Origin of the sequence: Pseudomonas sp. GL-R-26 (genome assembly GCF_019947365.1) — a bacterium.
GTDB lineage: Bacteria > Pseudomonadota > Gammaproteobacteria > Pseudomonadales > Pseudomonadaceae > Aquipseudomonas.
The window spans coordinates 154,605-169,056 of sequence record NZ_JAGYGI010000002.1; the positions used below are offsets into that span (position 1 = coordinate 154,605).

12 protein-coding genes are annotated in these 14,452 nt (G+C 61.3%); 10 read left to right on the forward strand and 2 right to left on the reverse strand.

The window, feature by feature from the left end; translation table 11 throughout:
• Nucleotides 1-30 precede the first annotated feature (30 nt).
• Nucleotides 31-249, reverse strand: a complete 219-nt coding sequence (gene rpmE / locus KGA96_RS03915; protein ID WP_008047849.1) for a 50S ribosomal protein L31 — start codon at nt 247-249, stop codon at nt 31-33.
• A gap of 287 nt (nt 250-536) precedes the next feature.
• Between rpmE and KGA96_RS03920 the strand changes: the two genes are divergently transcribed.
• The 10 genes from KGA96_RS03920 (at nt 537) to KGA96_RS03965 (ending at nt 13,498) form a co-directional block, all read left to right on the forward strand.
• Complete coding sequence (locus KGA96_RS03920) at nt 537-2,756, forward strand: primosomal protein N' (protein WP_223511685.1); 2,220 nt, start codon at nt 537-539, stop codon at nt 2,754-2,756.
• 209 nt (nt 2,757-2,965) lie between these two features.
• Nucleotides 2,966-4,702, forward strand: a complete 1,737-nt coding sequence (gene argS / locus KGA96_RS03925; RefSeq protein WP_046039634.1) for an arginine--tRNA ligase — start codon at nt 2,966-2,968, stop codon at nt 4,700-4,702.
• A 1-nt stretch (nt 4,703) separates the two neighbouring features.
• The gene (locus KGA96_RS03930) at nt 4,704-5,417 is read left to right on the forward strand and encodes an SPOR domain-containing protein (RefSeq protein ID WP_007975583.1); all 714 of its coding nucleotides are present in this window, start codon (nt 4,704-4,706) and stop codon (nt 5,415-5,417) included.
• Nucleotides 5,418-5,704: 287 nt separating this feature from the next.
• Nucleotides 5,705-6,235 carry an ATP-dependent protease subunit HslV gene (gene hslV / locus KGA96_RS03935; RefSeq protein ID WP_046031180.1) on the forward strand — a complete coding sequence of 177 codons (531 nt, stop codon included), beginning with the start codon at nt 5,705-5,707 and terminating at the stop codon, nt 6,233-6,235.
• A 54-nt stretch (nt 6,236-6,289) separates the two neighbouring features.
• Entirely contained in the window at nt 6,290-7,627 is a 1,338-nt protein-coding gene (gene hslU, locus KGA96_RS03940; RefSeq protein ID WP_046039631.1) for an HslU--HslV peptidase ATPase subunit, read from the forward strand.
• A gap of 64 nt (nt 7,628-7,691) precedes the next feature.
• Complete coding sequence (locus KGA96_RS03945) at nt 7,692-8,069, forward strand: gamma-butyrobetaine hydroxylase-like domain-containing protein (protein WP_046039629.1); 378 nt, start codon at nt 7,692-7,694, stop codon at nt 8,067-8,069.
• Nucleotides 8,070-8,328: 259 nt separating this feature from the next.
• Nucleotides 8,329-10,008, forward strand: a complete 1,680-nt coding sequence (phaC, locus tag KGA96_RS03950) for a class II poly(R)-hydroxyalkanoic acid synthase (protein WP_056725720.1) — start codon at nt 8,329-8,331, stop codon at nt 10,006-10,008.
• 156 nt (nt 10,009-10,164) lie between these two features.
• Complete coding sequence (gene phaZ, locus KGA96_RS03955; RefSeq protein WP_046039626.1) at nt 10,165-11,019, forward strand: poly(3-hydroxyalkanoate) depolymerase; 855 nt, start codon at nt 10,165-10,167, stop codon at nt 11,017-11,019.
• 116 nt (nt 11,020-11,135) lie between these two features.
• Nucleotides 11,136-12,818 (forward strand): class II poly(R)-hydroxyalkanoic acid synthase, encoded by a 1,683-nt coding sequence (gene phaC, locus KGA96_RS03960; protein WP_046039625.1) that lies wholly within the window; start codon nt 11,136-11,138, stop codon nt 12,816-12,818.
• Nucleotides 12,819-12,877: 59 nt separating this feature from the next.
• A complete protein-coding gene (locus KGA96_RS03965) occupies nt 12,878-13,498 on the forward strand; it encodes a TetR/AcrR family transcriptional regulator (protein WP_008047831.1) in 621 nt (206 codons plus the stop codon).
• A 104-nt stretch (nt 13,499-13,602) separates the two neighbouring features.
• Here the strand turns inward: KGA96_RS03965 and KGA96_RS03970 are convergent, their stop codons facing one another.
• Complete coding sequence (locus tag KGA96_RS03970) at nt 13,603-14,451, reverse strand: phasin family protein (protein WP_223511693.1); 849 nt, start codon at nt 14,449-14,451, stop codon at nt 13,603-13,605.
• Between the last annotated feature and the right edge of the window lies 1 nt (nt 14,452).

The window sequence follows — 14,452 nt, forward strand, 5'->3', positions numbered from 1 at the left end:
AACCGGAACGGCTTCCCAAGTTGATTGGCCTTAGGCCTTTTTCGCGCCGAAAGCACCGAAACGGTCGGCGAAGCGCTGAACGCGGCCGCCAGTGTCCAGAGTCTTCTGCTTACCGGTGTAGAACGGGTGGCATTCGTTGCAAACGTCGATCGCCAGGGCTTTGCCGAAGGTCGAACGGGTTTCGAACTTGTTGCCGCAGCTGCAGGTAACAGCAACTGCTGGGTATTCTGGATGGATATCAGCTTTCATGGTGTCTTCCTCAGGCTAGCGTGCCGCCACCCAACACTATTGTTGAATACCGCACGTAATTAGGCCGCGGATTCTACCAGACAATGCCAATCACGCAAGCTGTCCCTGAGACCGACCGTCTGCTAGGCTCCCGGCCCAATACGCGATCCCCTGTAGGAGTGAGCCCGCTCGCGATAGCGGTCTGCCAGTCGCCGCAATGTTGACTGCAAGATTGCTATCGCGAGCAGGCTCACTCCTACAGGTTATATGTCACGCCCCCCTATTGTTTGTTGATCGAGATCCCCCGCGTGCCCGACGCCATTTTGCGCCTCGCCCTGCCTTCGCCGCTGCGCCGCCTGTTCGACTACCGCGCACCGGCCGGCATCCTGCGCGCCCAGTTGCACCCTGGCATGCGCCTGCGGGTGCCGTTCGGTCGACGCGAGATGATCGGTATTCTGGTGGAAGTCACCGACACCAGCGAAGTGCCGGTCGAGAAACTCAAGCCGGCCCTGGCCCTGCTCGACGCTACGCCACCGCTGCCGCCCGCGCTGTTCAAGCTGTGCCTGTGGACCTCCCAGTATTACCAGCACAGCCTCGGCGACACCTTGAGCTGGGCACTGCCGGTGTTGCTGCGCCAGGGTGAACTGGCCGAAGCGCGCCAGGAGCGTTTCTGGTCCGTCGCGCCGGGGGCCAGCCTCGATGACCCGCGCATCGCCCGCGCCCCGCGCCAGCGCGAAGCCCTGGCCACGCTGGCCCAGCATCCCCATGGCGTCGCCCATCAATTGCTGAGCAAACTGATGCTGAGCAAGGACAGCCTGGATTTGCTGCTGGCCAAGGATTTGGTGCAGGTCGAGATCCGCCGGCACGCCCCGGGCGCACGCCACGAACACTGGCTGGCGCAACCGGAACTCCCGCTGAACCCGGAGCAGCGTGCCGCCTATGAGGCGATTCGCGCCGGCTTCGACAGTTATCACGCGTTCCTGCTGGCCGGTGTCACCGGCAGCGGCAAGACCGAAGTCTATCTGCAGTTGATCCGCGAAACCCTCGAGGCCGGCAAGCAGGCGCTGGTGCTGATCCCGGAAATCAACCTCGGCCCGCAGACCCTGGCGCGCTTCGAGCAGCGTTTCAATGCCCGTATCGCACTGATCCATTCGGCGGTCAATGACCGCGAACGCCTTGAGGCTTGGCTGGCCGCCCGGGACGGTGAGGCCGACATCATCATCGGCACCCGCTCGGCCCTGTTCACACCGATGAAGAACCCCGGCCTGATCATCATCGACGAAGAGCACGACGGTTCCTATAAACAGCAGGAAGGTTTGCGCTACCACGCCCGCGACCTTGCGTTGGTGCGGGCGCGACAGGAAAACATCCCGATTGTCCTCGGCTCCGCCACCCCTTCGCTGGAAAGCCTGCACAATGCCTACACCGGCCGCTATGGGCTGCTGCGCTTGAACGAGCGAGCCGGCGGCGCCAAACAGCCGCGTTTCCTGCGTCTGGATGTCAAAAGTCGCCCGCTGGACAGCGGCATTTCCGGGCCGATGCAACAAGCCATCGGCCAGACCCTGGCTGCCGGGCAGCAGGTCCTGGTGTTCCTCAACCGCCGCGGCTTCGCCCCGACCCTGCTATGTCATGACTGCGGCTGGATGTCCGAGTGCCAGCGCTGTGATGCGCGGATGACCGTGCACCAGCGTTACGGCGAGCTGCGCTGCCACCATTGCGGCTACGTCGAACGCGTGCCGCGCCAGTGCCCGAAGTGCAACAAGGTCGATCTGCGCCCCGTTGGCGCCGGCACCGAACGGGCCGAGGAGCGCTTGGCGATTCTGTTCCCGGACTATCCGGTGCTGCGGGTCGACCGCGACAGCACATCGCGCAAGGATGCGATGAACCAGTTGTTCGCGACCATTCAAAAAGGCCAGCCGTGCATCCTGATCGGCACGCAGATGCTTGCCAAAGGTCACCACTTTCCACGGGTGACACTGGTGTCGATCCTCGACGCCGACGGTGGCCTGTTCTCCGGCGACTTCCGCGCCAGCGAGCGCATGGCTCAACTGATCGTGCAGGTCGCCGGCCGCGCAGGTCGCGCCGAAGAGCCGGGCAAAGTGATTATTCAGACGCACCTGGCCGACCATCCGCTGCTGGTGCAATTGACCGAGCAAGGCTATTTCGCCTTCGCCGAACAGGCCTTGAGCGAACGCCGTGCGGCCGGATTGCCGCCGTTTGCGCACCTGGCGCTGCTGCGGGCCGAGGCGCACAAACCGGGTCAGGCCGAAGGCTTCCTGGATGAGGCTTGCAGCGAGGCGGAGCGATTGCTGGCCGAGCAGAATCTGACGGGGATCGAATTACTGGGACCGGTCCCGGCACCGATGGAGCGCCGGGCCGGGCGTTATCGTGCGCAGCTGTTGGTACAGGCTACGGCGCGGGCACCCTTGCATCGATTGCTGGCCAGTTGGTTGCTGGCGCTGGAGCAGATGCCGAGCGGACGAGCGGTGCGCTGGTCTTTGGATGTCGATCCAGTCGATTTGTATTGAAAGTTTAAAAGATCGCAGCCTTCGGCAGCTCCTACAGAAAAGCGCGATCAGCGTAGGAGCTGCCGAAGGCTGCGATCTTTGCCCCTTTTGTCACCACACATCCATATCCTGCCTGCTATGGTTGGCAAGCCCGTCTTCGCAACGGATAATGCCCAGTTTTTCCACCAGCGCATGATGCGCCGCCGCGCCTGCGGTCGAAAGAGAAGACCATGAAAGACACCATTCGCCAGCTGATCCAACAAGCCATCACCCAACTCGTCAACGAAGGTGTGTTGCCTGAAGGCCTGTCGCCGGCGATCCAGGTGGAAAACTCCCGCGACAAGAAGAACGGCGATTTCGCCAGCAACATCGCCATGATGCTGGCCAAGCCGGCCGGCATGAAGCCCCGCGATCTGGCGGAAAAAATCATTGCCGCGCTGCCGGCTGACGAAAATGTCGCCAAGACCGAAATCGCCGGACCAGGCTTCCTGAACTTCTTCCAGAACACCGACGCCCTGGCGACCCGCCTGGACGCCGCCCTGGCCGACGCCCACATCGGCGTGCGCAAGGCCGGCCCGGTGCAGCGCACCGTGGTTGACCTGTCGGCACCGAACCTGGCCAAAGAGATGCACGTCGGCCACCTGCGCTCGACCATCATCGGCGACGGCGTGGCCCGTGTACTGGAATTCCTCGGCGACACCGTGATCCGTCAGAACCACGTCGGCGACTGGGGCACTCAGTTCGGCATGCTGATGGCTTACCTGCAGGAAAACCCGATCACCAGCGACGAGCTGTCGGACCTGGAGAACTTCTACCGCGCCGCCAAGCAACGCTTCGACGAATCCGCAGAGTTCGCCGACCGCGCCCGTGGCCTGGTGGTCAAGTTGCAGGCCGGCGACGCCGATTGCCTGGCACTGTGGACCAAGTTCAAGGACATCTCGCTGTCCCACTGCCAGAAGATCTACGAACTGCTCAACGTCAAACTGACCATGGCCGACGTGATGGGCGAAAGCGCCTACAACGACGACCTGATCAACGTGGTCAACGATCTGAGAGCGGCGGGCATGCTGGTCGAGAGCAACGGCGCACAGTGCGTGTTCCTCGACGAGTTCAAGAACGCCGACGGCGACCCGCTGCCGGTGATCATCGTCAAGGCTGACGGCGGCTACCTCTACGCCACCACCGACCTGGCGGCCGTGCGCTACCGCAGCGGCAAGCTGAAGGCCGATCGCGCGCTGTACTTCGTCGACCAGCGTCAGGCCCTGCACTTCCAGCAAGTGTTCGCCGTGGCGCGCAAGGCCGGTTTCGTGACCCATCCGATGGAAATGGAACACATGGGCTTCGGCACCATGAACGGCGCTGACGGTCGTCCGTTCAAGACCCGTGATGGCGGCACCGTGAAGCTGATCGACCTGCTGACCGAAGCCCAGGAGCGCGCCTACACCCTGGTCAAGGACAAGAACCCGGAGCTGGCCGAAGCCGAGTTGCGCAACATCGCCAAGGTGGTGGGCATCGGCGCAGTGAAATACGCCGACCTGTCCAAACATCGCACCAGTGACTACAGCTTCAACTTCGACCTTATGCTCAACTTCGAAGGCAACACCGCGCCGTACCTGCTGTACGCCTACACTCGCGTGGCCGGCGTGTTCCGCAAGCTCGGCAAGGACTTCAGCGAAGTCGACGGCCAGATCGTTCTGGAAGCGGCACACGAACACGAACTGGCGGCGAAGCTCGCGCAGTTTGGCGAGATCCTGAACAACGTGTCCGAAAAAGGCACCCCGCACATCCTTTGCACTTACCTGTACGACGTCGCCGGCCTGTTCTCCAGCTTCTACGAGAACTGCCCGATCCTCGCCGCCGATACCCCGGCACAAATGCAGAGCCGCCTGCGCCTCGCCGCGCTGACCGGACGCACCCTCAAGCAAGGCCTGGAACTCTTGGGCCTGGAAACTCTGGAGCGTATGTAAGTTGGCTGCCAAGAAAAAACCTGCACCCAAACGTGGCGCCAGCCGTTACCAAGCTCCTGCAAAGCAACCGATCCCGGGCTGGCTGTGGATGGCCATCGGCCTGACGGTCGGCGCCTTCATCGTATTCCTGATGAAGCTGGAACCGGGCAAAGGCAGCGACACGGTCAAGCGTGAAAAAGTCGAGCAACAGCAACAGCAGAAAGCCAGCAAGATCGCCGAGGCCAACAAGACCCCGCCGAGCCCGACGCAACCGGTGAAGCCGAAGTACGACTTCTACACCTTGCTGCCGGAATCGGAAGTCATCGTGCCGCCGGATGCCGTGCCGGAAAAAACCCTGCCGACGCCGCAAGTGCCGGCCATCCCGACCACGCCGGTCACCCCGGCCGAAGCGGCGAAGATCGACACGGCTCGCGCCCAGGCTGCCTTGGCCGGGATTACTCCGCCTCCTGCGCCGCCGGTCAAGGCTGCGCCTGTGACGAAGTTTTTCCTGCAGGCTGGCTCGTTCCGCAAAGAGACTGATGCGGACAAGGTTCGGGCGCAGATCATCCTGCTGGGCCAGGCCGTGGCGGTTGAGTCCGGCACGGTGAAGGACGAAACCTGGTATCGAGTACTGGTCGGACCGTTCAGCAACCGCGAACAACTGACCACTGCGCAGAAACAATTGGCGGGCGCAGGCTTTAGCAACTTGCTGTTACAACAACGCCAAAGCCGATAACGCTCCCTGTGGGCACCTTGCTTGAGGTTGCCCACAAAACCCTGTGGCGAGGGGGCTCGCCCCCGTTCGGTCGCGCAGCGGCCGCAAAACCGGAATTCCGGACTTGTCTGAAGCAACATGGTGTCCGGGTTTTGGGGGCGCTTCGCACCCCAGCGGGCGCAAGCCCCCTCGCCACAGTTATTGCACGCCATTCGTCCCCCGCCGCGCCCTACGGTTGAAAAACGCTCCACCACCCCCATATGAGTTTGCATAAGGCATTTTCGCCCCGCTGCGTGGAGACTCTTCCCTTGACCACCATCGTTTCAGTTCGCCGCCACGGCAAAGTCGTCATGGGCGGCGACGGCCAGGTTTCCCTTGGTAATACCGTGATGAAAGGCAACGCGAAAAAAGTTCGCCGCCTGTACCACGGCCAGGTCATTGCCGGTTTTGCCGGTGCCACCGCCGACGCCTTTACCCTCTTCGAACGTTTCGAAGGCCAGCTTGAAAAGCATCAGGGCCATTTGGTCCGTGCCGCCGTCGAACTCGCCAAAGAATGGCGCACCGACCGCTCCCTGAGCCGCCTTGAAGCCATGCTCGCGGTCGCCAACAAAGACGCCTCCCTGATCATCACCGGCAACGGCGATGTGGTTGAACCCGAAGAAGGCCTGATCGCCATGGGTTCCGGCGGCGGTTACGCCCAGGCCGCTGCCAGCGCGCTGCTGAAGAAAACCGATCTGTCGGCCCGGGAAATCGTCGAAACCGCCCTCGGCATCGCCGCCGACATCTGCGTATTCACCAATCACACTCAGACCATTGAGGAGCAGGACTGCGCCGAGTAAGCCCGTGCAGCCACCGCACCACGGCTCATTCTTGCTTGAGGTCCTTTAAATACTATGTCCATGACTCCCCGTGAAATCGTCCACGAACTCAATCGCCACATCATCGGCCAGGACGATGCCAAGCGCGCCGTCGCCATTGCCCTGCGCAACCGCTGGCGCCGCATGCAGCTGCCTGAAGAGCTGCGCGTTGAAGTAACGCCGAAGAACATCCTGATGATCGGCCCGACCGGCGTCGGTAAAACCGAGATCGCCCGTCGCCTGGCCAAACTGGCCAATGCACCGTTCATCAAGGTCGAAGCGACCAAGTTCACCGAAGTCGGCTATGTCGGCCGCGACGTCGAGTCGATCATTCGTGACCTGGCCGATGCTGCGATCAAGCTGCTGCGCGAGCAGGAAATCGTCAAGGTTCGCCACCGCGCCGAAGACGCCGCCGAAGAGCGCATCCTCGACGCCCTGCTGCCACCGGCACGCATGGGCTTCAGCAGCGACGACGCCCCGACTGCCGACTCCAACACCCGCCAGCTGTTCCGCAAGCGCCTGCGCGAAGGTCAGCTGGATGACAAGGAGATCGAAATCGAAGTCGCCGAAATGGCCGGCGTCGATATCTCCGCGCCACCGGGCATGGAAGAAATGACCAACCAGCTGCAAAGCCTGTTTGCCAACATGGGCAAGGGCAAGAAGAAAGCCCGCAAGCTCAAGGTCAAGGAAGCGCTCAAGCTGGTGCGCGACGAAGAAGCCAGCCGCCTGGTCAACGATGAAGAGTTGAAGGCCAAGGCCCTGGAAGCAGTCGAGCAGCATGGCATCGTGTTCATCGACGAAATCGACAAGGTCGCCAAACGCGGTAATTCCGGTGGCGTCGATGTGTCCCGCGAAGGCGTACAGCGCGACCTGCTGCCGCTGATCGAAGGCTGCACCGTCAACACCAAGCTGGGCATGGTCAAGACCGACCACATCCTGTTCATTGCTTCCGGTGCGTTCCACCTGAGCAAGCCGAGCGACCTGGTGCCTGAGCTGCAAGGCCGCCTGCCGATCCGTGTCGAACTCAAGGCCCTGAGCCCCGAGGATTTCGAACGCATCCTCAGCGAGCCTCACGCCTCGCTCACCGAGCAATACTGCGCACTGCTGAAAACCGAAGGCCTGGACATCGAGTTCCAGCCGAGCGGGATCAAGCGCATCGCGGAGATCGCCTGGCAGGTCAACGAGAAAACCGAAAACATCGGTGCCCGTCGCCTGCACACCCTGCTCGAGCGCCTGCTTGAAGAGGTGTCGTTCAGCGCCGGCGACCTGGCCAGTGTCCATGACGGCAAGGTAATCCAGATCGACGCCGACTACGTCAACAGCCACCTCGGTGAATTGGCGCAGAACGAAGACCTGTCCCGTTATATCCTGTAAGCCATACTTGTAGGAGCGAGCAAGCTCGCTCCTACAGGGTTCCATCCATAACGGAACGGCGCTCATGACCCAACTCCCCACCGACATCAAGCTGCACAAAGCCTCGAAAACCCTGTCGCTCAAATACGCGTCCGGTGAGGAATACACCCTGCCCGCCGAGTTCCTGCGCGTGCATTCTCCTTCCGCCGAGGTCCAGGGCCACGGCAAACCCATCCTGCAATTTGGCAAGATCAACGTAGGACTGACCAAAGTAGAACCGGCCGGTCAGTACGCACTGAAACTGACCTTCGACGACGGCCACGACAGCGGCTTGTTCACCTGGGAATATCTGTACGAACTGGGGCGACGTTATGACGCACTCTGGGAAGATTATCTGGCCGAGCTAAAAGCCGCCGGAAAAACCCGCGACCCGAACGAATCCGTCGTCAAGCTGATGCTCTAATCCGAGCCTCTTGCTCTTTAGAGGGCATTTTCTAATTTCATCTGTTTGAATGCTCCGCTCCAGGGCCGCCGATTGGCCTGCTTGCGAAAAAAATTAAACTCGGGTAACCAATGGAACTGGCAAGTTCCCTGCAGTGCTCTCTGCATTAAAAAAGCAGCGATGCAGTATTAACGGTCACCCCGAGCAGTAGTACCTGGCATTGGCTGTGTGACTACACAGCAGGACCCGGTACTCGTCTCAGGACAATGGAGCGTCGTAGATGAGTAACAAGAATAACGATGACTTGAAGAGTCAAGCCTCGGAAAACACCTTGGGGCTGAATCCTGTCGTTGGACTGCGTGGAAAGGATCTACTGGCTTCTGCTCGAATGGTGCTCAGGCAGGCCATCAAGCAACCGATTCACAGCGCCAAGCATGTCGCGCATTTCGGCCTTGAACTCAAGAACGTGCTGCTCGGCAAATCCGAGCTGCTGCCGACCAGCGATGACCGTCGCTTCGCGGATCCGGCCTGGAGCCAGAACCCGCTCTACAAACGTTATCTGCAAACCTACCTGGCGTGGCGCAAGGAACTCCACGACTGGATCGACGACAGTAACCTGCCGGCCAAGGACGTCAGCCGCGGGCACTTCGTGATCAACCTCATGACCGAGGCCTTCGCCCCGACCAACACGGCGGCCAACCCGGCGGCGGTCAAGCGCTTCTTCGAAACCGGTGGCAAGAGCCTGCTCGACGGCCTCTCGCATCTGGCCAAGGACCTGGTGCATAACGGCGGAATGCCGAGCCAGGTCAACATGGGCGCATTCGAGGTCGGCAAGACCCTTGGCGTGACCGAGGGTGCGGTGGTCTTTCGCAACGACGTGCTGGAGCTGATCCAGTACAAGCCGATCACCGAGCAGGTGCATGAACGCCCACTGCTGGTGGTACCGCCGCAGATCAACAAGTTCTACGTTTTCGACCTGAGCCCGGAAAAAAGCCTGGCGCGGTTCTGCCTGCGCAACAACATGCAGACCTTCATCGTCAGCTGGCGCAACCCGACCAAGGAGCAGCGCGAATGGGGTCTGTCGACCTACATCGAAGCGCTCAAGGAAGCGGTTGATGTGGTCACCGCCATCACCGGCAGCAAAGACGTGAACATGCTCGGTGCCTGCTCCGGCGGCATCACCTGCACCGCGCTGCTGGGCCACTACGCGGCAATCGGCGAGAACAAGGTCAACGCCCTGACCCTGCTGGTCAGCGTGCTCGACACCACCCTGGACAGCGACGTGGCCCTGTTCGTCGACGAGCAAACCCTCGAAGCCGCCAAGCGCCAGTCTTACCAGGCCGGTGTGCTCGAAGGCCGCGACATGGCGAAAGTCTTTGCCTGGATGCGCCCCAACGATCTGATCTGGAACTACTGGGTCAACAACTACCTGCTGGGCAACGAGCCGCCGGTATTCGACATTCTGTTCTGGAACAATGACACCACCCGGTTGCCCGCCGCGTTCCATGGCGACCTGATCGAAATGTTCAAAAGTAACCCGTTGACCCGTGCCGATGCACTGGAAGTGTGCGGAACGCCGATCGATCTGAAGAAGGTCACCGCCGACATCTTCTCCCTGGCCGGCACCAGCGACCACATCACTCCGTGGCGCTCCTGCTACAAGTCGGCGCAACTGTTCGGCGGCAACGTTGAATTCGTGCTGTCCAGCAGCGGGCACATCCAGAGCATTCTGAACCCGCCGGGCAATCCGAAATCGCGTTACATGACCAGCACCGAAATGCCCGCCAATGCCGATGACTGGCAGGAAGAGTCGACCAAGCACGCCGATTCCTGGTGGCTGCACTGGCAGGCGTGGCAGGCACAGCGTTCGGGCAACCTGAAAAAAGCTCCGCTGAAACTGGGCAACAAGGCCTATCCAGCGGGTGAAGCCGCACCGGGCACTTATGTACACGAGCGGTAACTGACACACCTCATCCTCCTGTGGGAGCGGGCTTGCTCGCGAAAGCAATTGATCATTCAGCATTGATGTCGATTGACCTGACGCATTCGCGAGCAAGCCCGCTCCCACAAGGGGATCGAGGAAGAATTTGAGAAAGCGACCCACAGGGCCAGAAGCATGCCGCAACCCTTCATATTCCGTACCGTCGATCTGGATGGCCAGACGCTCCGCACGGCGGTACGCCCCGGCAAGCCTCACTTGACGCCCCTGCTGATTTTCAACGGCATCGGCGCCAACCTGGAGTTGGTGTTCCCATTCATCGCGGCGCTGGACCCGGACCTGGAAGTCATCGCCTTCGACGTACCCGGCGTCGGCGGTTCGTCGACGCCGAACCGGCCGTATCGTTTTCCGGGGCTGGCCAAGCTCACGGCGCGGATGCTCGACTATCTCGACTACGGGCAGGTCAACGTCATCGGCGTGTCCTGGGGGGGCGCCCTGGCCCAACAGTTCGCCTACGACTATCCGGAGCGCTGCAAGAAACTCGTGCTGGCCGCGACGGCGGCGGGTGCAGTGATGGTGCCGGGCAAACCGAAAGTACTGTGGATGATGGCCAGCCCGCGACGTTACATCCAGCCATCCCACGTGATCCGCATTGCGCCGATGATCTACGGTGGTGCGTTCCGTCGCGACCCGACGCTGGCCGCCAGCCATGCGGCCAAGGTGCGTTCGGCGGGCAAGCTCGGTTACTACTGGCAGCTGTTCGCCGGCCTCGGCTGGACCAGCATCCACTGGCTGCACAAGATCCGCCAGCCGACCCTGGTACTGGCCGGCGACGATGACCCACTGATCCCGTTGATCAACATGCGCGTGCTGGCCTGGCGGATTCCCAATGCCCAGTTGCACATCATCGATGACGGGCATCTGTTCCTGATTACCCGGGCTGAAGCGGTGGCCCCGATCATCATGAAATTCCTGGAAGAGGAGCGCCAGCGCGCGGTGATGCATCCGCGTCCGGCGCCATTGGGCGGCTAAAACCGCTGGTTCAGCGGTCGGCAGGACGCCACGCCGCGCAACAACCCGTTACAGCGTCTATGGTGTTCTGGTTCAGTGTGTTTGTTTTTGGCCTGAAGACGAAGGAGTGTTGACTCATGCGCGAGAAACCAGCGAGGGATTCCTTACCGACTCCCGCCGCGTTCATCAATGCACAGAGTGCGATTACCGGCCTGCGCGGTCGGGACCTGCTGTCGACCCTGCGCAGTGTGGCCGCCCATGGCTTGCGCAATCCGGTGCACAGCGCCCGACATGCACTCAAACTCGGCGGTCAGCTTGGCCGTGTGCTGCTGGGCGAAACCCTGCACCCGACCAACCCGCAGGACGCTCGCTTCGCCGATCCGGCGTGGAGCCTCAACCCGTTTTATCGCCGTAGCCTGCAGGCCTATCTGAGCTGGCAGAAACAGGTCAAGAGCTGGATCGACGAGAGCGACATGAGCCCGGACGACCGCGCCCGCGCCCACTTCGCGTTCACCTTGCTCAACGACGCCGTATCGCCCTCCAACAGCCTGCTCAATCCACTGGCGGTCAAGGAGCTTTTCAATTCCGGCGGTAACAGCCTGGTGCGCGGCATCAGCCATTTGGTGGACGATCTGCTGCACAACGATGGCCTGCCCCGGCAAGTCACCAAGCAAGCGTTCGAGGTTGGCAAGACGGTCGCCACCTCCACTGGTGCAGTGGTGTTTCGCAACGAGCTGCTGGAGTTGATCCAGTACAAGCCGATGAGCGAAAAGCAGTATTCCAAGCCCCTGCTGGTGGTGCCGCCGCAAATCAACAAGTACTACATTTTCGACCTGAGCCCCCACAACAGCTTCGTCCAGTACGCCCTGAAAAACGGTCTGCAAACCTTCATGATCAGCTGGCGTAACCCGGATGTGCGCCATCGTGAATGGGGGCTCTCGACCTACGTGGAAGCCGTGGAAGAGGCCATGAACGTCTGCCGGGCGATCACCGGCGCACGGGAGGTCAACCTGATGGGCGCCTGCGCCGGCGGGCTGACCATTGCCGCGTTGCAGGGTCACTTGCAGGCCAAGCGACAGCTGCGCAGAGTGTCCAGCGCGACTTACCTGGTGAGCCTGCTCGACAGTCAGATGGACAGCCCCGCGACGCTGTTCGCCGACGAACAGACTCTGGAAGCCGCCAAGCGCCGCTCCTATCAAAAAGGTGTGCTGGACGGCCGCGACATGGCCAAGGTCTTCGCCTGGATGCGCCCCAACGATTTGATCTGGAGCTACTTCGTCAACAACTACCTGTTGGGCAAGGAGCCACCGGCGTTCGACATCCTCTACTGGAACAACGACAACACACGCCTGCCGGCCGCCCTGCATGGCGACCTGCTGGACTTCTTCAAGCACAACCCGCTGACTCACCCGGGTGGCCTGGAAGTCTGTGGCACACCGATCGATTTGCAGAAGGTTACCGTCGACAGCTTCAGCGTCGCCGGCATCAACGATCACATCACGCCGTGGGACGCGGTGTATCGCTCGACGCTGTTGCTCGGTGGCGAGCGCCGCTTCGTGCTGTCCAACAGCGGCCATGTGCAGAGCATCCTCAACCCCCCGAGCAACCCGAAAGCCAACTACGTCGAGAACGGCAAACTGAGCAGCGACCCACGGGCCTGGTACTACGACGCCAAGCGTGTCGACGGCAGTTGGTGGACCCAATGGCTGGACTGGATACAGCAACGTTCCGGCGCGCAGAAAGAAACCCACATGGCCCTCGGCAACCAGAACTATCCACCGATGGAGGCAGCACCCGGTACTTACGTGCGCGTGCGCTGACGTTCAACGAGCCACGGCCGCTGTCGGCCGTGGCAAGACCCGATGATTAAGAAGACTGGATGAAAACCCGCGACCGGATCCTCGAATGTGCCCTGCAGTTGTTCAATCAAAAGGGCGAACCGAATGTCTCCACCATGGAAGTTGCCAATGAAATGGGGATCAGCCCGGGCAACCTCTACTACCACTTCCACGGCAAGGAACCGCTGATTCTCGGGCTGTTCGAACGCTTTCAGAGCGAACTGGCGCCCTTGCTCGATCCACCGGCCGATGCCGAACTGGCGCCCGAAGAATACTGGCTGTTCCTGCACCTGATCGTCGAACGCCTGTCCCATTACCGGTTCCTGTTCCAGGACCTGTCGAACCTCGCCGGGCGCCTGCCGAAGCTGGCCAAGGGCATTCGCAACCTGCTCAACGCACTCAAGCGCACACTGGCGTCGCTGCTGGCACGATTGCAGGCACAAGGGCTGCTGGTCAGCGATACCCAGGCACTGGGGCAACTGGTGGAGCAGATCACCATGACGCTGCTGTTCTCGCTCGATTACCAGCGGATTCTTGATCGTCAGGGCGAGGTGCGATTGGTGGTTTACCAGATCATGATGCTGGTGGCGCCACACCTGCTGCCATCGATGAAGGCGGCGACCGAACAGATGGCGATGGAGTATCTGGAAGACCACGAGTAATCCTGAGCACATTGAACCCCTGTGGGCTTGTGTCGCTCAGAGATTCACGCGCAAACAAAAACGCCCGGCCTTCACAGGCCGGGCGTTTTCTTGAGCCCTGAAAATCAGGACTGACTGGTTGGCGTCGATGGAGCCGGCGCGACAGTCGGGGTGACAGCAGGGGTTGGCGCGGTCGCGGAGTTCGATGCGCTGACCGGAGCTGCCGGCGTTGCCGGTTTGGCAGCTGCCACTGCTGGTTTTGGCGCGGCGGCTTTTGGAGCTGCCGGCTTTTTCACCGCTGGTTTTTTCGCTGCAGCGGGCTTGGCTGCTGGCTTGGCCGCTGCAGGCTTGGCGGCCGGCTTAGCCGCTGGTTTAGCAGCGGCTTTTGCAGCTACCGGCTTGGCCGCTGGTTTTGCCGCGGCCGGTTTGACGGCTGCAGTTTTAGCCGCAGGCTTGGCAGCAGGTTTAGCCGCTGCTTTTGCCAGTGGCTTGGCTGCGGTTTTGGCGGCCGGCTTGGCAGCAGGCTTGGCTGCTGCGGTTTTCGCCGCAACAGGCGCAACCTTGGCACCGGTCAGTTTTTCGATTTGCTTGGTCAGGGTTTCGACCTTGCTGTGCAGTGCCTTGACTTCGTTGCGGCTCGGTACGCCCAGACGCGAAATGGCGCTGTTCAGACGCTTGTCGAAAGCACCTTCCAGCTCATCCCACTTGCCCAGTGCGCGATCTTTCACGCCGCTGATGCGCGATTTGGCCGAAGAAGCGGAGTCCTTGGCGGCGTCGACAGTCTTGCCAACAGCGCTCTTGGTGAGCTTCTCGGCTTTCTCGCCGTCTTTGACCAATGCATCGAAGAGTTTGCTGCCGTCAGTGTCGATCTTCGAGTACACGCCTAAACCAGCCAGCCAGATTTTTCGGGAGTAATCTTCAACCTTCCCGATCCACGAGCTGCCTTCTTTTTCGGTTTTCTTTTTAACAGCCATC